The organism is Microbulbifer mixtoriginis (SeqCode), assembly GCF_052466765.1.
Genome location: NZ_CP174289.1, coordinates 1,495,149 through 1,520,915 on the forward strand (window position 1 = coordinate 1,495,149; position 25,767 = coordinate 1,520,915).

Annotated in this window: 22 protein-coding genes; 2 read left to right on the forward strand and 20 right to left on the reverse strand. The window is 41.2% G+C overall.

What is annotated here, in order from left to right; all coding sequences use genetic code 11:
- Positions 1-27: 27 nt before the first annotated feature.
- The 13 genes from ACJJIV_RS06485 to ACJJIV_RS06545 all read right to left on the reverse strand — a co-directional run bounded on the left by ACJJIV_RS06485 (position 28) and on the right by ACJJIV_RS06545 (position 17,077).
- Complete coding sequence (locus tag ACJJIV_RS06485; protein ID WP_444891171.1) at positions 28-2,112, reverse strand: glycosyltransferase; 2,085 nt, start codon at positions 2,110-2,112, stop codon at positions 28-30.
- Positions 2,109-5,561, reverse strand: coding sequence for a glycosyltransferase (locus ACJJIV_RS06490; RefSeq protein WP_444891172.1), 3,453 nt, complete (start codon positions 5,559-5,561; stop codon positions 2,109-2,111). Before ACJJIV_RS06490 ends, ACJJIV_RS06485 begins: the two co-directional genes overlap by 4 nt.
- 76 nt (positions 5,562-5,637) lie before the next feature.
- Positions 5,638-6,918 carry a UDP-N-acetyl-D-mannosamine dehydrogenase gene (wecC, locus tag ACJJIV_RS06495; RefSeq protein ID WP_444891173.1) on the reverse strand — a complete coding sequence of 427 codons (1,281 nt, stop codon included), beginning with the start codon at positions 6,916-6,918 and terminating at the stop codon, positions 5,638-5,640.
- A 71-nt stretch (positions 6,919-6,989) separates the two neighbouring features.
- Positions 6,990-8,114: a non-hydrolyzing UDP-N-acetylglucosamine 2-epimerase gene (gene wecB, locus ACJJIV_RS06500; protein ID WP_444891174.1), complete on the reverse strand. Its 1,125-nt coding sequence runs from the start codon at positions 8,112-8,114 to the stop codon at positions 6,990-6,992.
- 22 nt (positions 8,115-8,136) lie between these two features.
- Positions 8,137-8,604 carry a hypothetical protein gene (locus ACJJIV_RS06505; protein ID WP_444891175.1) on the reverse strand — a complete coding sequence of 156 codons (468 nt, stop codon included), beginning with the start codon at positions 8,602-8,604 and terminating at the stop codon, positions 8,137-8,139.
- 51 nt (positions 8,605-8,655) lie between these two features.
- On the reverse strand, positions 8,656-9,735 hold the full coding sequence (gene rfbB / locus ACJJIV_RS06510) for a dTDP-glucose 4,6-dehydratase (protein WP_444891176.1): 1,080 nt from the start codon (positions 9,733-9,735) through the stop codon (positions 8,656-8,658).
- Positions 9,736-9,906: 171 nt separating this feature from the next.
- Entirely contained in the window at positions 9,907-10,779 is an 873-nt protein-coding gene (gene rfbD, locus ACJJIV_RS06515; RefSeq protein ID WP_444891177.1) for a dTDP-4-dehydrorhamnose reductase, read from the reverse strand.
- 154 nt (positions 10,780-10,933) lie between these two features.
- Entirely contained in the window at positions 10,934-11,482 is a 549-nt protein-coding gene (gene rfbC / locus ACJJIV_RS06520; protein WP_444891178.1) for a dTDP-4-dehydrorhamnose 3,5-epimerase, read from the reverse strand.
- Positions 11,483-11,531: 49 nt separating this feature from the next.
- Positions 11,532-12,470 (reverse strand): glucose-1-phosphate thymidylyltransferase RfbA, encoded by a 939-nt coding sequence (gene rfbA, locus ACJJIV_RS06525; RefSeq protein WP_252084724.1) that lies wholly within the window; start codon positions 12,468-12,470, stop codon positions 11,532-11,534.
- A 101-nt stretch (positions 12,471-12,571) separates the two neighbouring features.
- A complete protein-coding gene (locus ACJJIV_RS06530) occupies positions 12,572-14,200 on the reverse strand; it encodes a polysaccharide biosynthesis/export family protein (RefSeq protein WP_444891179.1) in 1,629 nt (542 codons plus the stop codon).
- A gap of 136 nt (positions 14,201-14,336) precedes the next feature.
- Positions 14,337-15,575, reverse strand: coding sequence for a KpsE/RkpR family capsule polysaccharide export protein (locus ACJJIV_RS06535; protein ID WP_444891180.1), 1,239 nt, complete (start codon positions 15,573-15,575; stop codon positions 14,337-14,339).
- Positions 15,576-15,578: 3 nt separating this feature from the next.
- Positions 15,579-16,289, reverse strand: a complete 711-nt coding sequence (locus ACJJIV_RS06540; RefSeq protein WP_444891181.1) for an ABC transporter ATP-binding protein — start codon at positions 16,287-16,289, stop codon at positions 15,579-15,581.
- Positions 16,286-17,077, reverse strand: coding sequence for an ABC transporter permease (locus tag ACJJIV_RS06545; RefSeq protein ID WP_444891182.1), 792 nt, complete (start codon positions 17,075-17,077; stop codon positions 16,286-16,288). Before ACJJIV_RS06545 ends, ACJJIV_RS06540 begins: the two co-directional genes overlap by 4 nt.
- Before the next feature lie 1,386 nt (positions 17,078-18,463).
- On the opposite strand from ACJJIV_RS06545, the gene ACJJIV_RS06550 reads away from it, so the two are divergent.
- Positions 18,464-18,718: a site-specific integrase gene (locus tag ACJJIV_RS06550; RefSeq protein ID WP_252084720.1), complete on the forward strand. Its 255-nt coding sequence runs from the start codon at positions 18,464-18,466 to the stop codon at positions 18,716-18,718.
- A 243-nt stretch (positions 18,719-18,961) separates the two neighbouring features.
- On the opposite strand, the gene ACJJIV_RS06555 is transcribed toward ACJJIV_RS06550, so the two are convergent.
- The 5 genes from ACJJIV_RS06555 to ACJJIV_RS06575 all read right to left on the reverse strand — a co-directional run bounded on the left by ACJJIV_RS06555 (position 18,962) and on the right by ACJJIV_RS06575 (position 23,350).
- The gene (locus tag ACJJIV_RS06555) at positions 18,962-19,843 is read right to left on the reverse strand and encodes a putative selenate ABC transporter substrate-binding protein (protein WP_444891183.1); all 882 of its coding nucleotides are present in this window, start codon (positions 19,841-19,843) and stop codon (positions 18,962-18,964) included.
- Between the two features lie 343 nt (positions 19,844-20,186).
- On the reverse strand, positions 20,187-20,642 hold the full coding sequence (locus ACJJIV_RS06560; protein ID WP_353505464.1) for a DMT family transporter: 456 nt from the start codon (positions 20,640-20,642) through the stop codon (positions 20,187-20,189).
- Positions 20,643-20,749: 107 nt separating this feature from the next.
- Entirely contained in the window at positions 20,750-21,040 is a 291-nt protein-coding gene (locus tag ACJJIV_RS06565; RefSeq protein WP_444891184.1) for a hypothetical protein, read from the reverse strand.
- Between the two features lie 185 nt (positions 21,041-21,225).
- Entirely contained in the window at positions 21,226-22,782 is a 1,557-nt protein-coding gene (locus tag ACJJIV_RS06570) for a transposase (protein ID WP_444889496.1), read from the reverse strand.
- A 127-nt stretch (positions 22,783-22,909) separates the two neighbouring features.
- A complete protein-coding gene (locus tag ACJJIV_RS06575) occupies positions 22,910-23,350 on the reverse strand; it encodes a GNAT family N-acetyltransferase (RefSeq protein WP_444891185.1) in 441 nt (146 codons plus the stop codon).
- 652 nt (positions 23,351-24,002) lie between these two features.
- Here ACJJIV_RS06575 and ACJJIV_RS06580 point away from each other — a divergent pair.
- Positions 24,003-24,944, forward strand: coding sequence for an IS110 family RNA-guided transposase (locus ACJJIV_RS06580; protein WP_252082793.1), 942 nt, complete (start codon positions 24,003-24,005; stop codon positions 24,942-24,944).
- A gap of 42 nt (positions 24,945-24,986) precedes the next feature.
- Here the strand turns inward: ACJJIV_RS06580 and ACJJIV_RS06585 are convergent, their stop codons facing one another.
- A complete protein-coding gene (locus ACJJIV_RS06585) occupies positions 24,987-25,283 on the reverse strand; it encodes a hypothetical protein (RefSeq protein ID WP_444891186.1) in 297 nt (98 codons plus the stop codon).
- Positions 25,284-25,386: 103 nt separating this feature from the next.
- On the reverse strand, positions 25,387-25,719 hold the full coding sequence (locus tag ACJJIV_RS06590; RefSeq protein WP_444891187.1) for a YnfA family protein: 333 nt from the start codon (positions 25,717-25,719) through the stop codon (positions 25,387-25,389).
- Between the last annotated feature and the right edge of the window lie 48 nt (positions 25,720-25,767).

Consider the following 25,767-nt stretch of genomic DNA (forward strand, 5'->3'; position numbering starts at 1 on the left):
AAAACTCTGACAACCATTATAATTGAATTAAATTCGTAAGACTTCTCTCATGTTGGAATAAATTATCTCTGAATCGAACTGGCTTGCTGCATAGCTAGTTACATTTAATTTATGCTGACCATCCAAAATATAACTAACCAAAGCTTCTTCATCTGAAAATATATTACTGCTAGGGTATACAGTTGATGCCCCTTTCCATGGTAAAATTACTGGTATCGCGCCTGACGCCATTCCTTCTGCAACGGCTTGATGACTCCCTTCATAATCACTAACAGAAAGCAAATAATCAATTTGTTTATACCAATCATCCATATCATTACCATGGGAGTCAAAATATACATTTCTTTTCCATGGTGCATTTTCAATTTTTTTAAATAATTTTGTGTATTTCTCGAGCTCACCAACATGTTGAGGATTATTCATCCAAGGCAGTTGTTCCGGCCTCTTACCTTTAACACGCAATTTGAAACGCTTATCTATGCCCCATAATTTTTCAAAAATATTTATGGCTCGATCTAATCGTTTTCCCCAGGGTACAATACCGACTATGCCTAATGTAAAGCCATCGCTATTTCTATTCTTAGAATTAAATCTTTTTGTGTCAACTGTGTTAAATATCATTTTTGCTTTAGATCTTGGTATATCAACCTTCTCTACAAACTCCTCATAACGATATGGAGCAATAAAAATATAACCATCAATCTTTTCAGCTTCCGATTCACAAAGATAATCTAATCTCTGAATCTCTTGTCGATGAACCCTTACAAAAAGTTTTTGACCTGGTTTTTTATTTCTGGAATACCATCGAATATTTCCTAAACCCCACTCACAAAATATAATATCCGATTGTTCTAACTTAACCAAACTTTGTGTTTCATCATGAACTGTGTGGCCTTTCCATTGATCTATCAGAATATCATATCTCTCATCTTTCTCAAAAGACCGCATGATATCTCCGATAAACTTAAGGTCATGGCCGGCAAATAGAATTGTATCTTTCTTATAGCTTACTAACCGTCTTACAATGTCTTGATGATTTACCCTTTTGGAAAAAGATTTGTAGGCCCCATATGACATTTTTGCAGCTTCACTATAAAGCTCAACACAGGTTAACGCTTGAAAGCACTTTTCTGCTGCTTCATCACAATCGTTTGCAAAAAGTGGATAATTTTGACCTAATAAATCCTTGTGCACTGTTGTCGGTCTGAGAATTACAGGTTTACCAGCACTCATGTATTCAAATAATTTTGTAGATAATTCCTGTGAGTTGTTATTATCAATTTCACTTGAGCGTAATGCAAAACCAATATCGGAACTACGTGACAATCCAATACTGTCCTGCCGTGAAACCTCTCCAATCCAATTAACATTACTATCATTTGAGAAAAATTCTTGTACTTCTTCTCGTCTACCACCAAGATCACCGTGAAACTTATTTCCTGCAATATTTAATTTCACATAGTGAAGTTTCTTTTTTAACTTCTTGAAAGTATCGACAAGACCTGGTGTCCCCCATTCTTCAGAAAACTTCCCAGTATAACATACGGTGTTAGAGCTATTTCTGAAACTAGGATTCTTTACTATTGGTGGAATCAATGGGGGCAAGATATAAATGTGTTCTTTCGGAATAGAAAAATCTGAGGAGTAGCTATTCTTCATTCGCTCACTTTGCACAATAGTAAATGCAGTCTTATTTAGAAGATTTTGTATCTCTTTATTTTCCTCAGGGGAAAATTCACCCCTTCTCTGAAAAGGCTCAAGGGTGTAATAAACAAGCCTGTTAGGTAGGAACTCAATAAGATCCAGTCCTAAACTAATATTACCACGGACAAGAATCCTCTCATATTGATTCTCATTATCTAGGTCACGTATGGATTCTACCACCTGTTCCAACTTCATTGGCTTAGGGTGTTTTTCTATCCGTTTTATATTTTTTATTTCATTAACTTGTGCATTCAATGGGCCACCTTCATCTGGGGCTTTTTGCAGAAAATCTAACTGAATTCGAGGGTCATTCGATAATAAACGCAAGAGCTCAACAAGCCAAACAGAAGACCCATCCATAATATTTAGATTTACATCCGCATACACTAATAATTTCAACGTATTCATGCTGCGAACTCTCTATTTGATTGGTTTGATTGTTCCACTTGGAATTGTGTTTTAATTGCTTCATCTTCTATGAAATTTTTGGAGTAGGTATCTTGCAGGTCCATTTTTAATTCAACACCATCAATAGGTTTAGCAAACTCTGTAAGAACTCTAAAAATTTCTTCATCGGTATTTCTATTGAGATATGAGTGTAAGAGGTTACTGTTTTTTAGATTTACAACAAGCCTCTTGCGGTGGTAGCTCTGTTTTTGGAATGCATTTCTTGCAATTTCAACCTCTTCATCGCTACCGACAGTATATACAACATTAATAATTGGCAGGTGTGGCTCTACAAGTATGCCTAAACGTTCGCAAACTTGTTCTAGGCGATCTGCCAAAGTATGTCGTCCAAGGGTTTCTCGAACTCCAGCATTACTTATACGCTGATATTCTTCTGGGTTCTTCAAATGATTAAGAAAATCAGATATCTCTCTTTGATTATCGCTTGCACATACAATCCCCCCAAATTGTGTTATCACACCTTCTGAGTAATTGCTAATAACTGGTGTTCCACATGCTAATGACTCATACACACGGCGGGCAAACATAGTTGGACTATGTTTTACGGTATTTAAATTTATGGTATATCGATAGGATTTATAAGCTTTACTCATTTCATGAGGCTCTAAGTAACCTACAACATGACTTTTGTATTTCTTAGGAAACTGTAAATGTGCAGTCCCCCTTTTTAAACACCGATCATAAATATCGTAATTAATTCCAGCTTGTTTTAATCCAGCTACAATTGTATGGAAGTTTTCACATCGTTCTTTTTTATCACTGTAATAAGATCCAGCAAATGCCGCTTTATTATTCCTTGGTGACATACAAATGGGGTTGTGCACCTTTGGCTGACAGAAAAATGATAATGCTTGTGCATCAATTCCATAGTCTTTCTTATAGGCCGGAATCATATTTGCATCACTGGTATAAACGTAATCGAACAATTTAGCTGTAGGAGCAAAGCGTTTATAGTGAACAGGATCTTCTTTAGCCCAAAAGATGCTTGGTATACCTTTTTGTCGGCAATAGGTAATGACTTTAATTAATTCATCCATTCTGTTGGGGCCGTTGGAAGTATAGCCATACATTAAGCCACTCCAACTGTTACCATTGCCAAACCAACAGCTTTCTACAAATAAAAAATCAGGATGCTTTTTTTCTAATTTTTCCCGCCAGTTTGAGGGGGTAATCAAAGTAAGGTTTACCTCCGGCCGAAAGCATTCCATAGTAAATTCATCAAGAATTGCTGCGACTTTAATATCTGACAGTTTACGCAGTGGAGTTTTTGTTTCTTCTCTACTATTAACGGAGGGAGTTTTAATAGTAGGATTAACTTTAATCTCAGATTCGAGAATAAAGTTACCATCTAGCCAGACCTTACTTTTAGCATTCCATCGCTGCAACCCAATAGCGGCCTCCACAGCTCCTTTTGGTGGCATCAGCTGGACAATTCGTTCTTCTTTAGCGCTGATATATGAAAATGAACCTACTGTTTTAGACAAAGGTAGACCTGAATAAGGACCAGGAATTTCTTTCTTTTCCTTATCGAAATATTTAACTCTTACAATGATAGATTTGCTATGTTTATCTTCTGATTTTTCAAACTTAAGTTTTGCATTTAGACTATGTGGAATAAACTCATTGACTCTAAAATTTTCCCAAAGAGGTTCCTGATTTAACTCTATAAGATCTTTCTTCTTATTAAAGGCTTGAAATTCTCTAACACTAAACTCACGAACTTTTACTATCTCCCCTTCCTGATAGTTAAAAGCACAAAAACCAAGCTCAATTTGCTCAACTCCTTTAGGAATAACAAATTTATGTCTCTCCTCTAACCCTTTATCAGATTCAAGGTACTTAAAATATGAATCAAGATGTGTAGACTTCGCTAACTTCCCTAGCGGCTGATCTATTTCATTTCCATTCATATCTTTTGATTTTAACAACATCACCGCTTTACGTTTATGATGCTTATGTAATTTTAACGAATCCTGATATTCTATGTTTGCATCAATAACAAGTTCCTGTCCTGGAACAACTTGAATTTGGAACCAAATAGGCTCTTTATTCGCTAGCGGTAAGGGTTCAATTTTTTTTACTAATTCTCTTGGGTTAGAATTATTATTAGACTCTTTTCTTTCACAATTCTTGCTGTTTAGCCCCTTTAATATATTAACTAATGGTAATATACGTGTAGCCAACGTTAGATCATTAATTACACTATTCTGTGTTGCAGGTTTCCTTAAGCTTTCTTGCAAACATTGTGTTAAATGGCTAGGTACTTCAGCCTTAAATGTAATCAAATCTTCATATTTGTTGTCATTTTCAGCCAAAGGAATCACATCAGATATTACGATTCGCTTTCCATAGGCCATTGCCTCAACCAGCTTCATCGGTGATACTAGTTCACATACCGGCATTTTTTTTCGCGGGATTACTACCGTTTCTATTAACGCATAATAATCTGCTACTTTCTCATGAGCTACACGACCAACTTGAATTAACCAGGGCTTACTAGCAAGTCTTTGATCAGCCACAATAAAATCATTTACTGGCTGCTCATCACCTACCACCAATAATTTTATATTTTCTCCTTGCTCAATTAGTTCGGCACAAGAATCAATCAATAGATCTAATCCCTCATAAAAATTCAAGCTACCTACATATCCTATAACTCTATCATGTGACTCTATACCCAATTTCAAACGTAAATTATCATCTTCGGGATTTTTCTTTGGAAAAGAATTAATCCCATTTGGGATAGCATGTATTTTGTTCGCACTAACTCCACGGTCAACCAATTCTGATCTCATTGCGAGATTAAGAGTAAATACCTCTAAGGCCTGCTTACTCACAAAAGAGTTACGCTCAGCTTCAATTTTAAAAAAAGAGGTGTTTTCAAAATTTGGTTCCCGGGCAGCACGAGAAAGTTCCCAGAAACCACGAACTTCATTATAAAATGGTAAATTGAGGCGTTTTGCCGCGATCCATGCGGGTAGCCCAATAATATAGTCTGAGGCAGCTAATACTACTGCTGGTCTATAAACTTGGAATAACTCAACAAAGCGCGCCACACAGGCTTCCAGGTGTGCTGTTTCATCAGCCGGTATTTGATCATTATGCCAACGGCTATGGATGTATAAAACCCCATCAATTTCAGCCTCTGCATTGATTATATTTTTCTTTGCTCCCAGCTCCCATGGCCGACCCGGACGAACAATACATAACGTCTCAAAGCCATGGCTATTCAATTCCTTCGCAACCTCCTGAGTTCGTACTGCATATCCGTTACTGGCATAACTTTGCCCATGACTAACTATATAAGCTATACGCTTATCAATAGGGGTATACAATCCATTAACAGGGTGGCGCGCAAGTGTTTCAGCGTGTTTTAACAGTACATCCATAGGAAATTGTGTCCAGCGATCAGCAAACTGATAATTACTATTAGGTTTTAGCGGCAGGTTCCGCTCAACTAAGTACCTAGCTAAGTAGGCCTACCGAGTCGATAATGAAATTCTTAGCTGATAGGTTTTTAATTTCTTCAGTGAAAGGGCTATGTTTAACAAGTACACAAATCACATCGGCTTCATCCAGAGATTGCCTCAAAGATACAAGTTCTATATTTTCTCGTACAAGATCCTTTGGAAGGCGTTCGATATTAGGCTCAACAACCTGTACCTGACATCCTAATTTTGAAATTTCGCCTGTAATACTCAGTGCAGGACTTTCACGTAAATCGTCAATATCCGGTTTAAAAGCAATGCCTAGGCATGCCACTTTAATATCACTTGTGGTACACCCAGTTTTACTTTCGCATGACTTGATCAATGCATCTTTAACTTGATTCAATACCCAACTCGGCTTTTTATCGTTCACCTCACGTGCCGTGCGTATCAAATGTGCCTCTTCAGGACATGAGTCAACAATAAACCAGGGATCTACGGCAATACAATGACCTCCAACACCTGCACTTGGTTGTAATATATTTACTCTAGGATGACGATTGGCGAGGGAAATCAACTCCCATACATTTATATCTAGTTTTTCACAAATAATCGACAATTCATTCGCAAAGGCAATGTTTACATCTCTAAAACTATTTTCGGTTAACTTCGCCATTTCAGCAGTTCTAGCTGTCGTTACCAAACATTCACCTGAAACAAAAATTTTATACAGAGCTTTGGCCGCTTCAGAACATTTTGGTGTCATGCCTCCAATGACACGATCATTTTCAACCAGCTCACGTACCACGTGTCCAGGTAGGACTCGTTCAGGGCAGTGTGCAATACGAATATCGGAAGATTCGCCATGAGTTTGGGGGAAGGTAAGATCTGAACGAATCTCAGAAAGCCATTCAGACATTTTTTCAGTTGCTCCTACAGGAGAGGTAGATTCTAATATTACTAGATCCCCTGATTTTAGAACTGGGGCTAAAGCTTTTGCAGCAGCTTTAATGTAGCTAAGATCTGCTTCATGATGATTATTCTCAAATCCTGACTTAAAAGGCGTAGGCACTGCAATCATAAAGGCATCTGATGGCTGTGGCTTAGTTGTAGCCTGGAGATACCCTTCTGTTACCGCAGCGTGTACGATCATATCTAGCTCGGGTTCTACAATGTGAATTTCACCCCGGTTAATCGTATCCACAGCATTTTGGTTTACATCTACGCCTATCACTTTTTTCCTCCGTGAAGCGATCACGGCGGCAGTAGGCAATCCAATATAACCTAACCCAATAACGGAAATAGTTTCAAATTTCATAAACACCTTTAAAGAACTTTCCTGCTTGTTATTTTAAAAGTAAAGCAATTAATTTACTCTGCCTTTTAATCCTATTTTTTTAAATTGATTAATTCGTTGATTATTTTTTCACAGGCCTTGCCATCACCATAAGGATTATGTGCAAAGCTCATTTCCTTATATGCACTCTCATTTGTGAGCAGCAAATTTAGTTCCCGAGTAATATTATCTACTTCCGTCCCGACCAGCTTCACGGTTCCAGCAGAAATAGCCTCTGGGCGTTCCGTAGTATCCCGCATTACTAAAACCGGTTTGCCAAGTGAAGGGGCTTCCTCTTGAATACCTCCAGAGTCAGTTAGAATAATATTGGATTTATTCATTAAGTAGATAAATGGTAAGTAATCCAGTGGCTCTATAAGGTATATATTCTCTATTCCCTTCAATATACGATTCACTGGTTCACGAACATTTGGATTTAAATGTACTGGGTATACTATTTGAATATCTGGGTGTTCTTTAGCGGTATTTACTAATGCCTGACAAATTCGCTCAAACCCACCACCAAAGCTTTCTCGTCTATGCCCCGTTACCAAAAGCAGCTTTCGAGCATCTTCTAAAAAAGGAAATTCCTCCCTTACCTTTTCATAAGTTGACTGGTTGCTATCAAGCTTATGGACGACTTCCAGTAGAGCATCAATTACTGTATTTCCTGTAACAAAAATACTCTCTTCTAATACCCCTTCTTTTATTAAATTACTTTTGGAATCATTTGTAGGAGCGAAATGTAATGCGGTTAAAGCACCTGTAAGCTTACGATTCGCTTCCTCTGGCCAGGGTGAATAAATATTCCCCGTCCGCAATCCTGCTTCAACATGCCCGACAGGGATTTGTTGATAGTAGCAAGCCAAACTCGTTGCAAAAGTTGTTGCTGTATCGCCGTGCACTAATACAATATCTGGCTTTGATTTTGTCAATACTTCACGCATTCCCTGAAGAATACCCGTCGTTATATCTGTTAAATCTTGCCCCGGTTTCATCAGATTCAAATCATAATCTGGTTTTAATTCAAATAGACTAAGAACTTGATCAAGCATTTCTCTATGTTGTGCGGTAACACAGACTGATGCATCAAACCGAGTATCACGCTGTAACTTTAACGCCAAAGGAGCCATTTTTATCGCTTCTGGGCGTGTCCCAAACACGATTAGAACTTTCATCTCCACATTCCCCTAAATAAACTTATCTTTTTGCATCCATAATTTGATACTCAAGTTCCTGACAACGCAAAAAATACTTTTCTAATAAACGTTGAGTTTCTTTTAATTGCATGAGAACTAAATCATTTGATCGAGAAAGATCTCTATTACTTACCTGAAAACTGTTATTCCCCTTATTTAAGTCAATATCAGATCGTATATTCAGTTTTTTATGATCTACAGGCTTTACTTCACGCCCCTCACTTCGTCCAAAATTTAAGTAATGTATAAGTGGGTTCTCATTATTCTGAACGACATCAGGATACTGTTCTTGATAACTTACACTACAAAACGAAACCGAAGGGTTTCTCCCCATTCTCCATCCATAACGTAGATAATGCTGTTCAGGTGTTAGCTTTTTGCTTTCCACATCTGGATGCTGATTTTTGTACCATTCAGCATCAAAAAGAGGAGATTCCATTAATAATTGAATTTGATATCTCTCATCCATTACAGCTTCCTCATAACTCATCACTTAAAAAATTTCGTTAACACCTAAAACTTACTTCTGGTAATTGTTAAGCACTATAGGTCTCCACCAAGTATCATTTTTGAGATACCAGCTAATAGTTTTCTGTATACCTGATTCAAAAAATTCACTCGGCTGATATCCTAATTGTGAAACAGCCTTATCTGTGTTCACAGCATATCTACGATCATGGCCAGGGCGATCAGAAATAAAATTTATTAATTCTTGTGCCCTTCCTTGTATTGCATGTACTGCCAGAGGATATTGTTTTTTTAGTTCAGGGGCTCTGGAAAATTCTTTATTGATTTTTTTACATATCAGCTTAACGATATCGATATTGGTCCATTCATTATTCCCACCTATGTTATAACACTCCCCTAACTCTCCTTTTTGTATCGCCAGCTCAATCCCACGGGCATGATCAGCTACAAAAAGCCAGTCACGTACTTGCTGGCCATCACCATATATAGGCAATGATTTGTTCTGTAGAATATTGGTGATTACTAGTGGTATTAGTTTCTCTGGGAAATGGTAAGGCCCATAGTTGTTCGAGCAATTACTGGTTGTAATCTTTAGGCCATATGTATGATGGAAAGCACGTACCAAATGGTCAGAAGCTGCCTTACTGGCTGAGTAGGGGCTATTAGGTGCATAAGGTGTGGTTTCCCTAAATGGTGAATCCTCAGAATTCAAAGCTCCATAAACTTCATCCGTGGAAACATGATGAAATCGATGGCTATCTTTGTTTATTCCTTCATCCAACCACACCCTCTTAGCAGCCTTAAGTAAACTGTATGTTCCGATAATATTGGTTTCAATAAATGAATCTGGACCACAGATAGACCTATCTACATGACTTTCTGCCGCAAAGTGTACCAGCGTATCAATTTTATACTCTCTAAGTAGAGCTTCTACTAGAGATGTATTACAGATATTTCCATGACAAAAATAGAAATTAGTATTTTTTGCTACCGGATTCAGATTCGCTTTATTTCCTGCATAGGTTAAAGCATCGAGAACTATAATTCGATCCTCAGGGTGATTTTCCATCCAATAGTGTACGAAATTCGCACCTATAAACCCTGCGCCACCAGTCACCAGTAAATTACTCATTCTGTAGCTACCACTTCTTTTTATAAAGTAGGAAAGAAATAATTGAATATATGCATAGCTCTAAGTAATCGATAATTAAATATTAAAATATGACGTATTTAACTTCTAACTTTAGGCTCCTATATCCTTTTTGTAAGTTACAAAAAAGGATATAGGAATCGAGTATACTTTTTAGCTATTAACTTTTTCTTGTAACACTTGACGCAATGCTTGACGCCAGTGCTTTAGCTCAATACCTAGATCTTCTACGAGGCTACTTTTATCCAATACACTGTATGACGGCCTTACCGCGCAAGAATGATATTCGGTATTTCCAATTGGTATAATATTGACATTAGCGTCTTTGGTTAGCACCCCTAAATTTTTGGCTTCCTCATAGATCGCTACAGCAAAATCATACCAGCTGGCTGTACCGGCATCGGTGCAATGATAAATACCGCTAACTTCCGGTTTGCTTACCAAAGTAAAGATAGTTTCAGCCAATGTTATACAGCTAGTAGGGGTACCTATCTGGTCTGCAACTACACCTAACTGATCACGCTCGCGCATAAGTCTAAGCATAGTGTTGGTAAAATTAGTTCCGTGGGCGCCATAAACCCAGGCTGTCCGTAAAATGACTGCTTGTGGTAATACACTTTGAACGGCAGCTTCACCAGCAGCTTTACTTTCTCCATAGATACCCAATGGACGAATCGAATCCTGAGGTTTGTATGGGCTACAACCCTGGCCATCAAATACAAAATCTGTGGAGATATGTATTAAGCGAGCATCCATTTCGTGACAGGCCCTAGCTAAGTTTTCCGGACCCGTAGCATTAATTGCGAAAGCTTGCTCTCTCTCTGATTCCGCCTTGTCTACCGCCGTGTAGGCAGCGGCATTAATCAACGTATCTGGTTTGTACTTATTAACAGCTTGCATAACCTGATTACTATCTGTGACATCCAGATCATTGCGGGTTAACGCTACCAGATTGACATCGCGCGGTTTGCGTTTTTGTAATTCTCTTGCCAGCTGGCCATTTCTACCTGTTACTAGGATTCTCATTTACTTATTCACACTGAATTAGTTAGTGCCAACTGTTCCTGTCCCTTATGGTGGAAACTAGGAATGATGAAGCTTATCCCTCAAAGTTACATACCTGAGCCTATTCATTATTTTGGCTATACTTTGAAGAATAGATCTTGTCTACAACGAGCCTTTACTCGAAAACAAACGCTTCTTTTAAATATTTTCCCTCAGCATCTTTAGCCGAGAGTTTTGGCTCCTCGCCATTTACCAAGGGCCATTCGATCGACAGTTCAGGATCATCCCAGCGGATGGAGTGCTCATACTCGGGAGCATAGTAATCAGTACATTTATAAACGAACTCTGCTTCAGAACTAGTGACATAGAAACCATGAGCAAAGCCTTCCGGCACCCAAAGTTGGCGTCTATTTACTGCTGAAAGCGTCACACCAACCCACTGGCAAAAAGTTTGCGAATTTTTACGTAAATCAACCGCCACATCAAAAACTTCACCTTTAGTGACTCGAACCAGCTTACCTTGACACTGCTTGGTTTGGTAATGGAGGCCACGAAGTGTTCCTTGTGTAGATTTGCTGTGGTTATCTTGAACAAAAATTCTATCTTTACACTCTTTATTGAAGAAATCCTGGCGAAAGGATTCGTAAAAGAAACCACGATCATCATTAAAGATTCTAGGTTTAATAATTTTCACATCTGGAATTGCGGTTTCAATCACTTTCATGCGGTTTCTCTAACTGCTGATTTTTCTCAACATGGGTCAAGCATTAAGGTCAAAGTAATGTGGCTAAGCGTTGCTGAGTTAAAGAGGAGATTTCGCCATTTTCGTACAATAGGTTCATGAGATATTCACCATACCCACTCTTCAAAAGTGACTGAGCTTGCTTTTCCAGCTGCTCTGCGCAGATAAATCCCTTACGATAGGCTACCTCCTCTGGGCAAGCAATTTTCAACCCCTGACGACGCTCCATAGTTTGAACAAAATGTGCGGCCTCAAGCAGGTTGTCATGGGTTCCGGTATCCAACCAAGCACTACCACGGCCTAAGAACTCAACGTTTAGTTGATTTCTGTTCAAGTAAGCATTATTGATATCAGTAATTTCTAGTTCACCACGAGTACTAGGCTTCACTTCTCTAGCTAAGTCACACACCTGATTATCATAGAAGTAAAGACCAGTCACAGCATAATTAGATTTAGGTTGAACCGGCTTTTCTTCTAGGCTTATTGCTTTACCTTCCTTGTCAAATTCAATGACTCCATAATCCTTTGCATCTGCTACTCGATATCCGAATACCGTTGCACCATCTTCACGTGCATCAGAGCGCTGCAGTATCTGACTAAAATGTTGGGCATAAAATATATTGTCGCCAAGTACTAAAGCACTACTATTGTTTCCTACATGATCACGGCCTATCAAAAATGCTTGTGCTAAACCATCTGGGCTTGGCTGTATCGCATAGCTAATATTAATACCCCATTGTTCACCACTTTCAAGTAAGCGCTGGTACAAATATTGCTCTTCTGGAGTAGTGATAACCAATATATCTCGGATACCCGCAAGCATTAGAGTTGTCAGGGGATAATAAATCATTGGTTTATCATAGACGCCCATCAGTTGCTTGCTTACCCCTTTAGTTAGGGGGTATAAGCGCGTACCAGAGCCACCAGCAAGAATAATTCCCTTCCTAGTTGAGCTTCCTTTTATTTCCATAGTTTTCCCCTGAAGCTAAATAAGCTGCTCCCTCCTTATTATGTTTGCTTTCTCACTCTCAATTACCAAAAGTAATTAAAAGAAGGAAGTAACTTTAAGTTTTAGAAGGACAAAACTGCCGCCGTTCCTACAGCAATACGATAAAGAATTTCTGTGACATCTTTAGTCACCTGTAGCTCACTGGAGCGCACTTCTGGCATCACCATTATTTCATCGCCAGGGCGCAAGATATCCTTCAGACGATTATCGAACTTCCTTTTTTTAACCCGGCTGATTGTGCCATCCAAATGCAGGATCACCAGTTCATCTTGATTGGCGTTATTGGAGAAACCGCCAGCCATTTCAATATAATTTTCCAGTGTATGGCGCGCATTAAATACCAGTGATGTGGGGAAAATCACTTCACCTACTACTGAAACGGTCGAGTTCTTCAGGGGCACCACCAGCCTGTCACCATCTTCAAGCAACATCGTTCCAGCATTGGGATTGTTAGCCAGTACCACTTGACCACGGGGATGTGCTTTTCGTGCCTCAGCAATAAATTTTTGAATCATTGCCGCATTTTCAGACTGAGCGCCTTTTTCTAACTCAGTGTTTGGCTGGCGGGTAAGAACTTCCATCTGAAGTGCATCAAGGGAGCGTTCTAGTGCTGCACGCTGCTTCTTGGCCACGCTCTTACGATATAACTGCACTGCAGATTGATCGGCATTACCGCGATACTGAAGCTGCGACAAGAGATCTTCCAGGGTTGCGCCGTAGGGAAGGACATAGCTGGCAGGGCCATCCAATTCACCACTTACGCTAACGGATATCGATTTGATGTCGTTATCTCTAACCAACTCAACTCTGGCCCCAGGATAAAGCGCAGTATTCAGAGCTTCCTCTAGAGGTAAATAGCTGGCTTGCTGCTGATCATCGATCACTTGGGTAATACGGGCAAAATTAGCCTGCGGATCTGGCTTGGTAACCAGTAACATCTCCCCTAACTGGGTGTAAGGACCGTTAAATTCAATTTCTGCGGCCTGTTGCACCGCGCCTTCGATAGAAACGGCTCCGTTACGTGCTCCAATAACAATGGTATCACCATTACGCAGCTGCAATGCGGGCATGCTGCCCTCGGTAAGGAATTTATACAAATTGACGCTTTGCAACAGCTGATCACCACGTACAACTTTAACATCTATAAAGCTGCCACTATCGCGATCAATACCACCGGCACTATCCAGATAGTAGAGGATGGAGTCAGAGGAGTATCCATTATATAAGCCTGGATTTTTCACATAGCCAGTTACAAATACTTTGACTGGCTGACTCGCTTCCAGATTGGCATAGGCGCGCACATTTTTCTTAAATACGCTTTTAACGTGACGCAGAACAAAATCATTGAGTTCGCCATTTTTCACGCCGGCTACATGTACCGGCCCAACCTCAGGCACAAAAATATTACCCTGGGGGTCCACCGCCAGGGTCGCGCTAAAACTATAGGCGCCCCACAGCTGTAGGTTAATCTGATCACCTACGGTAATACGATAGTCTGGGTTAAAGCCACTAAAGGGCTGATCTTTAAAAGCACCTTGGAATAGGGATTGACCAAAGACCGGCACATTGGATCTGGGAATCTCTGTAGATTCATTCTTATCCAACAGTTGGGTTTCCAGGGCCTGCGCATTTGGCAAGGCAAAGCCAGTCAGTAAGCCTAATAATACCCCAAGGGTTTTTAAGTTTCTCACGATCATTTTTTCGGTTTTTTAGTTTGTGTATCTATTTCTAAAGCCCAAATTTTGAATTAAAAATTTTGGCTAGTTTCGTTTTCAATAATTCAGCTACTTTCAGTACCCTCTAAACCTTCAACAGGGATTAACGATACTAAATCCTGTGGTCGCGGATACTGGATACCAGCATCTTCACAATGCCATAAATTAATAACAGGATAATTGCCAAGCTAGTGAGGTTATAAAGTTTGCGTGGATATTCCGCTTTCTCAGCCAACGACGGCTGACTGACAACCATTAAATGCTTCAGCCGCCCGGAAGCCTCCATTCGCGCTGTCTCCAAGGCTTTAAGGGATGCGGCGTAAGCATCGGTGGCAAACTGAAGATTCAATTCCAAATTCTGAAAGTGTGCACTCAAACTGTTGAGTCGCTGTTCTCCCTGAGCGTCTGAGACACCTACAAGGCGTTCCTTTTCTGCAGCTATTTGCCCTTCCAAGGCATTAATTTCAGCCTGCATAGAGACAATCTGAGAGGAATTAGGATTAAGGTAGGTTTTGGCCGCAGTCAGCTTGGCACGCTGCTCAGCAAGTTTTGCCTCCAATCCTTGAATAATGCCGCTGATGCCTTTGGTAAGCTCTTCTGGGCTGACTACTTTATTGCGGTTTTGAAAGTCGAGAATCTCCTGCTTAGAAGCACGGAGTTTATTCTGCGCCAACTCCAGCTCACTGCGAACAAAAGCCACTTGCTTGTCAGCCAGCTGATTGCTAATCGCATTTACAAAATCTTCAGATTTCTGGGTAACAGTTTCAACTAACCTACGAGCAAATTCAGCCTCAAAAGCCTGCATTTCGATTGTAATAATGCCAGTCGACTCATCGTAATCAACTGCAATATGTTCTCGGTAGTACTTCAAATAATCTTCCTGGCTGGCCTCCGAACCGAGACGAGAGAAGATGTCGTAGCGATCGCTCTTGTAGTAATCACTCAATTGCAATGTTTTATCCAGATACACCGCCATGTCCAGAGACTGGATATAGTTAACCACTAGGAAGGCATCCTGATTGTCTATTCCCACCCCAGGCAACAGGAAACCGAGCGAGGGGGACATTCCTTGGCTGGAACCGTTGTCTTTTACAATAAGCTGGGTACTACTGACATAGCGATCCGAAACAAAGAAGAGATAATAGGCGGATACCAGAAACAGCGGTAGGCCAACACAAAGCAGTAATCCATGCCAAGAGCTCATGCGCGAGCGACCTGCACCAGGTTGTGGCTGCGGTTCATTCGCAGCAAAACTTGCAAATATACCTTTCACAACCTCAGCGGTTCTTTTAAATGCGCCACTATCGGGCTTAGTCTTTTGCTCTGTGACAAGCTGCGTATTTATTTTCATTGTCTATGCCTTAAGTGCCTGTGCGGCCCTGTTCTGTAGTTGCACCTTGGGCTTGGGGATTCCCTGCTGATAAACCTCTATAGCCTCTTCTACGGTATCGTATATCTGTAACCCTTCCGGCCCGAGATAGATACCAACATCGCAGTTCTTTTTCAGTTGCTGCATTGCATGGGCCACAATAATAAAATTGGCTGATTTACGTCTCTCCGCGATAATCTGCTCACATTTGTGTTTGAAATGTGCATCGCCAACCGACATCACTTCATCTACTAAGTAACAATCAAAATCTACAGAAATACTTAGGCCGAACGCTAAGCGGGAACGCATACCAGAAGAGTAAGACTTAACCGGTGCATTAAAATAATTACCAATTTCTGCAAAATCCTGAACTCTATCTAATACCATTTGCCTAGCAGTTCCCCAAATCCCGTGAATACCGCAGATAAACTCGGCATTCTCTCTGCCTGTCATACTACCCTGGAAGCCACTGGCAAGCCCCATAGGCCAGGATATGCGCTCGTTGGTAATGACTTGTCCATAATCGGGATAATCAATGCCGCCCATAATCCGTAACAGGGTTGATTTGCCGGCACCATTACGTCCAAGAATGCCAATATTCTTGCCTTCAGGGAAAATAGCATTCACATCTTTAAACAACATTTTGCGACCATTCGGCGTTCGAAAGGACTTAGTCAGATTTCTTAACTCGATCACTTGCTGCGTACCAAATCTCTCCACTGGCTGCGGTAAGCCAACAAACCAAAAGCGAGCATTGCTAACGAACTGAAAGCCAGATAAGGCAAGTCTGAAAACATGCCGTGATAACTACTGAACAATCCCTCACGGGTTAACTCAATCACATGTAACAAAGGGTTCCAGGCAAGAAATGGATGGTATTTTTCAGGTATCTGTTCCAGGGAGAAAAACACTCCCGACATAAAATAAAGTGGCCGCTGGATTAAGGTTCCGAACTTCGAAATCTCAGGATATTTCGCGCCTGCTACACAAAGCGCCAAACTCATGCCGAATATGAAACAAAGATAGAAAATGTTTACTGCAACTAACAGTAGAAAGTTATTAAACTTTGCTGATATACCACCCCAAGCCAGTATCCCTAATAGCCCAACCATGCTTATTATGTATATAGCAAACTCCAACATCACTCGGCTCAAAACGGCATCAAAGGGGCGTAGTTGTCGATAGTTGAAGAGACCACGGTTAGAGTCCACCGTAGCCATAGATTTACCAAAGCAATGGGAAAAAAATAAAAACGGAGCGATACCACCGAGCATGAACAGCGCAGTGGGAATCCCAGGATAAAATTCCCGCCCAATGAAACTAAAGATCGCAGCCAAAACCATGATATGCATGGTGGGCTCCAAAAGAGCCCAGGCATAACCCAACTTCCACTTGCCAAACCTAGTTTTCATTTCGCGCACAAGCAGTGCGTAGATTACATCCCGCTGGATCTGCCAGACAGTTCGCGAAGTTTTTGGGCCCATAGCAGCTTTTCTTGAATAACTGTGAACCAGTCCCGCTATCTAAAACGTGAAACTGGGATAATGACTTCAAATCCATTTGGAAGGATTTACTTCAAATACCCGAGTGATACTTGGTAGAGCTTCACTCATCTACTTCTGATAGCTTCAAAGCTTGCAGGAATAGATGATGATGACTCCTCCTGAGTACATCAGCAGCCTTGTTGGTCAGCGCGGCATATTATCGCGGCGATTGATCTACGTCACACTAAATTAATTACGCGCCATTACGTGAACCCCGTCTGATAACTTGCTTTCTTACAAGTCGCAGAACTTACACAGATTAAAAACCAGTCTCAATGAGCGTCTGGTGCCTGTCATCAATGGGCAAACAAGTAGCTCTCTCTTAACTTACTTTGTGAGCACTTACCTCTCTCTAAAGCCATAACGAAAACACAGTATCATTTTTATACGAATCGAGCTGATTTTATACACATCCACAAATGTGATAGGAGTAAGCCCCTAAGGGTTTACCCCCAAACTTGCAAGGTAATTTTTCAAAATCGCTACCAAAAAATAGCGGAATGACCCAGCATCCAAGACTTGCTCTGAATACCCCTAGAAAATAGAACTTGTACTAGATGTAAATATGAAAGGGAGCAGGGTAGTGCTTTAGAAGTTGGTTAGCGCTCACAACCTACTTAAAAGTCATGCTGACCTCATATGCCCGCAAGTAATCAGTACGGAAATCCTCCTATCGATTAAGGAGCAAGATTTACAGGCACAACTCATTTCCGAAAATGACTTGAAACTTTGGTACAGTTTTCATGGGATGGCTAGGCCGAGCACTCTGAACTTGATCATGTTTCGCAGTGAGCGGGCACAACACACGCTAGCTTGCAAAAGCATCTCAGCCTACTATCAAAATTATGAGTGTACAAATACAGTCGTCTAATAACTGAGCAACTTCGAAACATGTTTTGAGCATATGAGGATCAAATCTTATAGCTCTTTCATACTCTGCTCCTACCTTAACAGCTGGCTCCACTGATACTTACCCCCAATAAAGTCAAACCCTCACACTCTTGATTGCTAAAAAGTGCGTGTCCATAACATAAAAGGCACGGCTCAAATCTTTCATAGATTCAATTTTCAACAGCTGCCATCCACATAGAATCATCCCTTCTGTGTTACCAACTGGGCAGCGACATGCGGTTAACTTTGACCAATTCATAAGCCAGCTAAACCTGCTGGCAGGCTGAGAGCAGGTAACGCAGTCGTCTGGCTAGGAAATGGCCAGGCATAAGAAATTACCGCTGCCCCTATATACTGAGCCACACACCTAAACAACGGCGCACCGAAAAAACTAAAGAGCATGTTTGCCAGGTAAGCGCCCGCCGACTGAACGATATGTTTATAGAAGCTCGTAACGCTATTGGACTCTATATTGGATTACCGAATAAGCAAACCCCACCCAGCTTTCACGAAGTGCCTAGCCTGGCCTCAGACCGGTTTAAGCGAATGGGATACGACGTGCAGTCGGTGCAGCAATTGATGGCGCATACTGATGAGCGGGTTACTCAGTCTTATCAAGCGGGACACGATATTGATTATGAAGAGATTAGTATCTATTTGGATAGGCAAGCAATAGGAAGGGAGTTTTAATAGGGGGAATTTTTAACACTAAGATAAATACTGGTCCAGCACCTAAACTGGACTAGTTAGAATTATAATAAATTTACTTAAGTTCTATTCTGCCCAATAGTTTCAATATTATTGTTGGGCTCTAAGTAGCGTATCTTCTTTGATTGGTTCAGCTTGTAATAGCCAAGATTTTTTATGACTCTCCCTGAGGCCTCTTAGGTAAGCAATACACCGTTCAGAAGGAAAAATTTGAACCCAAATCGCTTATTCATTATTCAATAAGCCAATTTCGTGGGCAATCTCCACGATTGGTTGGTACATTGAGTTATCAGCTTTGATAAACCCTTTACGAGGAAATGCGGCAAGTAGTTTTGGATCTCGCATATCCAAAATCGCCTGTTGTACCTTGTTTGTGAATCCATTACCCCAGGTCTCATCGACATCTCCACGAATTGTCCAGTTGTAATCTGGATATCCAGGAGTTTTCCAGATCACTTGTACTTTACTCTCATCCACTTTGCCAGCTTTCTTTTCATTCTCCCACACTTTGTGATTCAGGGCTCCAACCTGATATTTCCCAGACTGTACAAGATCCAAGGTATTGGAATGGTGGTCACCAAAACCAACGTGGCTAAACACATCGGCTGGAGACTTACCGAATGCCTTTCGGATAAAATATTCCGGCATTAGTCGTCCAGAAGTAGAGTGTTCTGAACCGAAAGTAAACGTCATACCCTCAATACCACGGGGAAAGTCTTCTGACGATTTTAGTCCGGTGCTTTTATTAGCAATAAAGTAAGAAGTGAAATTTTGATCTTCTTCACCTTGAGCAATAGCTTTGGCGCCAGGATCCGCAATACGAGCCTGCACCCCAGTAAAACCTCCGAACCAAGCCAATTGAACTTTATTATTTCTAAAAGCTTCGACCGTATCGCTATAGGACTCCACAGGTAAGTACTTAACTTCAACCCCTAGCGTATCAGATAAATACTGAGCAACTTTGCCAAAACGTTTTTGTAAGCGTACCGGGTCCTGGTCCGGGATGGCAGTAAAAACAAACCGATTTATATTTTCTTGGGAAGATATGAGGGATATGCCGAATAGCATTATGAGACTGAGAATAGACACGGTTAAACGTTTTAACATTCTATTGGTCCTCTACAGGCCCATAATTCGAAATTTATAGGCTAAAAGTAAGCAAGTAAATATAAGTGTTATATATAGATACGAAAGTGTAACCAAAATGTATGGTATTTATTTGGATATTCAAGAGCGAGATAGCTTTTCACCATTATACGTATTATCTGAACTGTTAATATAAAGGCGGTGGGGAATACTATGACGGAGGTATACAGAGGCGAGAAGCTGCACCACTTTGCGCAGCTTCTCTTTTCACCGTTGATTACCCTGCTGTATTCGAAGCTACCACAGGGATTTAGCTGGATTATTTTAAGAACAGCTAACCACTTTTCAGCAACTTGTTATATGCCTACCGCCGCGCCACCAATAGTACGCCTGCTACTATGAGTAGCGCGCCACACACCCTTGAAATTGACAATTCTATCTTGGGATACCCAAGCCATCCGTTATGATCTAGCACTAGAGACGCTATAACTTGGCCACAAACAATAGAGATTGCCAAAACTAGCGCTCCCAGCTTTGGAGCCAAAAATACAGACATTGCAATATTGAATGCTCCGAAAGCGCCACCAAGCCAAGCCCACCATGGTATGGAAGTAATTGACTCTTTAGTAAACCAGCTTTCACTTTGAAAAAGTGAGATAGATCCTAGTATGAGCGTGCCTATCAAGAAAGAGATAAATGCCGCTTGGATGGGAGTATGGAGAGCTACACGAAGCTGTGAATTCACCCCCGCTTGTGATGCAAGAGAAGCTCCAACAATCAGAGCAAAAACCAGTAAGGTATACGTACTTAAACTATTCAACTTCCAATACTCTTTACTACTTATCGCACTAAGCGCTTATCGTAGGAGCGGAAACTCGTCCAACGATTTTAGGGACCGGGCCTGTAAGGCCGTACTGCCGGTACTTATTATATGCTCTTACTATCATTTAGACTCATTGCTGCTTTTACTAAGATTCTCTCTACTTCCTTGTTTCTACACTCGAAGTATCGATGAACATCAAGGGCAACTAATGCAGGGGCATTTTCTTTAATAGCATCGAGAATAGCAGCCCGTTGTTCTGAGTTTGCGCTTTCTAGCTTGGCAATATTTTTTATAGTAGCAGCAATAGTTCCTTTTCTTACTCTTACCCCTTTAATAGTTTTGTAATCCTCATCATCCTTGAGTAAATCTTGTGCCTTTACTGGTCTTTCACCCATACAGTTCGACTCCTTCATCGTGAAATACTCGCAACACATAACGAGACTGTAGAAAAACAGTTTTAGAAAAATCTGCCATTTCCCAGATTCCTCCAATTGAAATTTCGGCCAAATTTTATCTATACCACCAAATTTCATTCATTGTATTAAATTTAGGCATCTTGATGCCCTTAATTTATACTCAATCAGTGGATACTGCCATATCTCATCAACTTTTCAATGTTATGTACCAAGCAGAACATCTGCCATTGTCCTTGAACCTTACTTTTTCCTCGTAGCGAGAAGCGATTCAATCGTTTATTGGTACCAATGTTTCCAAATACCGGTTCGACAGCAGACATTCGATGTCCATAAATGGTCTTGCCCTCGATACTATCAACCCTCTTCTTCATCCAGTCGGTGGCTGTCCGTCCGTTTGTCCACGTAAGGGATACTTGCCTTCCGTGTCCTTTTCGAGAGTCAGCAGAGTCTGGGTTTCGCATACACTGACTTTTAAGGCTGCATGCCCTGCAGTCGGTGAGGCGCCCTTCGAACAGTAGTTTCTTCTTACCTTCACTGACATGCTCTTCTTTTAACAAGAGCATGGCTTTTCCTGCAGGACAGATACAGGTTTTCTTTTTCTTGTTGAATGTAAATTCACTAGCTGGGGTAGTCTTCTGGACATTAGCCCTACCTTTTTGATTGCGCTTGCCATACTTGGTTTTTTGCGTTGTAAAAGCTTTATCACGTGAACGGAATTTATTATCAGGTATGTAGGCATTGATGCCGTTCTCTCGCAGGTAGTTGTAGTTAGCGTCGTTGGAGAATCCAGTATCAGCAGTAATGATGACCTGTTTGGCCAAGATGTCTTCATCTATTCCTATATTCTGATAATGGCAACTGATGCCATCAAGAATAGGTTTCAATGTATGATGCTCCTGGCCCTCTCCAAAGGCCTGGGCCTCAACAACTATCTGATGCTTCCTATCAACTGCGGCAACACCGTTATAGCCCTGGATGGTTCCCTTGCTGGTAGTCATCTTAGCTGATTCATTGTCCGTGATATTACTTTTCACTTCTTTAGGTTTTTTACCTTGCCCCATCCTGGGGGAATGATTCTTTAAGAACTGATCAATTTTATCAAAGTGTTTCTGCAGCGTATCCGCCGCTTTAGCTACCGCTTGCTTTCGCTCTTTTTCTTTAGGCTTCCTGCCATCCAGCCTCTTGTGCTCTTTGAGGAAATATTTGATCTTCTTGCGAATTTTTTCCTGCTTCTGTGCTAGCTCTCTAAAAGTCCCCGAATGTTCTTTGCTGGCATTGGATGGCATCTTGCATCCATCTATTGCGAAAAGTTCGTTTCCAAGCAGTCCCTGCTGATCGCAGACCAGTAACACTTGCTCAAACACCGACTCAATCGCATCAGGATAACTGCTTACGAAACTTGCAATACTAGTAAAATGCGGAACGGTATCGCATGACAGTGCTTTGAAGAGGATATTGTTCTCACATTGCCATTGAATTTCACGACTTGAGGTAATGCCTTTTGAGTAAGCAAACAATATGATTTTCAGGAGGATAGCTGGATCATAAGCGGTTCGCCCGCCGCTATCATTTTGATATTTTTTATGGAAGGCAGAGAGGTCGATATGATCATCAATCAGATGATGAAGTGTAAACTCAAAGGTTTCAGGTTGTAATTGTTCTTCGAAATTGATGACGACCATTGCATCTTGGTTGTAATCGTAACGTTTGAAGTTGGGCATATGGATAATCTCGACATCAAGACCTCCATTTTAACAAAAAAGCTACCTTTTAAGAGTTTTTCTACAGCCTGAACGCCGCCAGCAGGGGCTGGAGCAAGCAGTGCGGAAGTCCCTCTGGCTTGCCTTATTAAACATTGCTTTTCAGTTTTTGAACATACTTGTACGAAGTTTTGGTGAAACCAATACTTTCATAAAACTGTTGAGTCGACTCACGTTTGAGCGATGTTGTTACTTCAAGTGTACTACAACCTTTTGCGGCAGCATTATCTCGCGCGAAATCAATTAGTCTTGTACCCACACCATATCCCCTGACATCTGAATCCACGACAATGGCTGTAATTCGGCAAAACCTTTCAGCTGAAGGAAAATAGTCAAAGTAGATGACAGACATAACGCTTACGACAGATTTGTCTAAAATTCCAACAAGCGTTTCATCGCTATCGCAAATGGGATTTGATATTAGCGATTCAACTGCCTGAATGGATGGCTCATATCCTAGCTGTTGCAGCAAGCTCACAACGACTTGAATATCATTTTTCTCAACTTTTCTTATTTCGAAATTAGCCATAACTTTGAGTGATGTTTAACAACCAGCTTTGGGGCAACCGGAAGGCAGTGTAGGCTGTCCTAGCCATGTGGAGCATGGCGACAACAGCGTTTTTTTATGTGTTTTTGGCATGTCGCCTAATCAGAACCTTATTGAGTATCATTGCTGATAGCACTAGGGCGAATGACAAGGCTATGCCACATGTAACCCAGAACGCTACGTATTGAAACCCGTGATTATTAGCATACAAATCTGGCGACGGATTCCTAGCCAGTTTCTCCATTATTTTGGAAGCATATATTTCGCCAAGAAAATGAATACTAACAGTTCCCAGAACAATATATATCGCAACACAGATTCCCCTAATCCTCTTACTCATTGTTGCCTCGGATTACACATAACATTGCGAGAAGGGGCGGCACGTATGCGGCGTCCGCTGCCTTACCTTGTATGGTTGTTCTTGTCCAATTCTGATGTTGAAAATCCTTTTCGCTAACGGGTAAATTGAGACCCACCTTCGGCGGCCACCGAAGGCCTTGTTTGTCACAGTTCGTTGCTGCGCCGGTTCATAAAGACCGTTAACAAGTATGAACGTGACAGACACTCACTAGGCATAACTCGAATAGTCATGTGGGCCTCGAGCCCGAATAGCAAGGCGGAGATAGCTTATCTTATGGAACCTCAAGAGATCAATGTCGGTATCGATACCAGCAGTAAACAACTCGATATATATGTGAGACCTAATGGCCAGTTCTTTAGTGTTACCAATAACAAAGAGGGTATTAAAGACGCCATTAAACAACTACAACCGCTTAAACCGCAAAGAGTATTAATCGAGTCCACAGGAAGACTAGAATTAGAATTCGTCTGTGCTGCTTATAAAGCGGGACTGCCGATAGTTGTTTGCAATCCTTTACAAGTAAGAAACTTTGCAAAGTCAGCGGGGCGACTCGCCAAAACAGATAAGCTAGATGCAATTGATATCGCACATTTTGGTGAAGCAATGAAGCCAAGATTGTCATCAATCAAACCAGAAAAACTTAGAAATATTAGTGATTTACTGACGGTCAGGAACCAGTGCTTAGAAATGAGCACAATGCAAAAGAATCGCCTCAAGAGAATGCCCAAATCTGTTCACAAGCCCATTCAGGCTATCTTAAAAGCCATCAAGAAAGAGCTAGAAGGGGTCGATAAGCAACTTGATAAACTTGTTAACAGTGTTGCCGAGTGGCGACAAAAACGCGATCTCTTATTAAGTGCTAAAGGAGTTGGCAATGTACTGGCTTACACGCTAATGAGCGAACTTCCTGAGCTGGGCAAGTTGAACCGCAAAGAGATTGCGGCACTTGTGGGTATCGCCCCGATGAATCGTGATAGCGGCAGCTTCCAGGGTAAGCGCTATATTCGAGGTGGGCGACATCGTGTACGCACGGTTTTGTTTGTTTCTATGATGTCGGCAATACAATGCCACCCTAAATTAAAGCCAATGTATGAGCGCCTGGTCGCTGCTGGTAAACCAAAGAAAGTAGCCCTTATCGCATGTATGAGGAAGCAACTTACCATTCTAAATACGATGGTAAAAAACAACACTTACTGGGATGAGAAAATGGCTTAAATACTTGACAAAGGACCATAGTCACTTGTTATGCCTTGCCCTCTAAAAATCTTCCGAATCAGAATCTAATCTGACCTGCAACTCTTCCATCGTACTAAACTTTTCTGTACTAGGATAAGGAGCTTCCTCCTCCTTACCAGACCAAGTTAGATGAACTATATAGAATGCACTCTGGTCAGTTAAGAGTATATCGTCTTGGTCTTCACGCTTTGCGAGAGCTTGAAGCTCAATCCCATACAAGCAATGATCTTTCGAGAGTTCCTTAAACAACTCTCGCTGTAAAGCCTTGCTATGACTTTCACCGTATTCATTTATATCTGACCAAGGTTCCTTGTACATCACTACCTCTCAAGAGGCATAACGCCGCCAGCAACGGCCGCAATGTAGGGGGGAAGGTTCCGTAAGCCGTCCCGCCCCGATAGAGACGAACAAGGTGCGCTTTTTAAGCATGACGTGGCCCAAGCATGATGATTGCCATCCCAATTAGGCAGAATATAACACCGACAAAGTCCGTGACCACAGGTCGAGTTGATTCTACTGCCCAAAGCCTAAGTAGCGCGACTGAAACATAGACGCCACCATATGCTGCATATGTACGGCCTGCAGCTTGTGGATGTAAGGTAAGCAACCAAACGAACAATGCCAAGCTTAATGCAGCAGGAACGAGCACCCAAATAGAATAACCTTGACGCAACCAAAGGTATGGGAGATAACAGCCCACAATTTCCGCTATGGCAGTAGCTATAAAAAGAAATAATACCTTTAATATTTCCATAGTTCTTTATGAATGCTTAACGCCTCAAGAAGGGGGCCAGTTACGGCG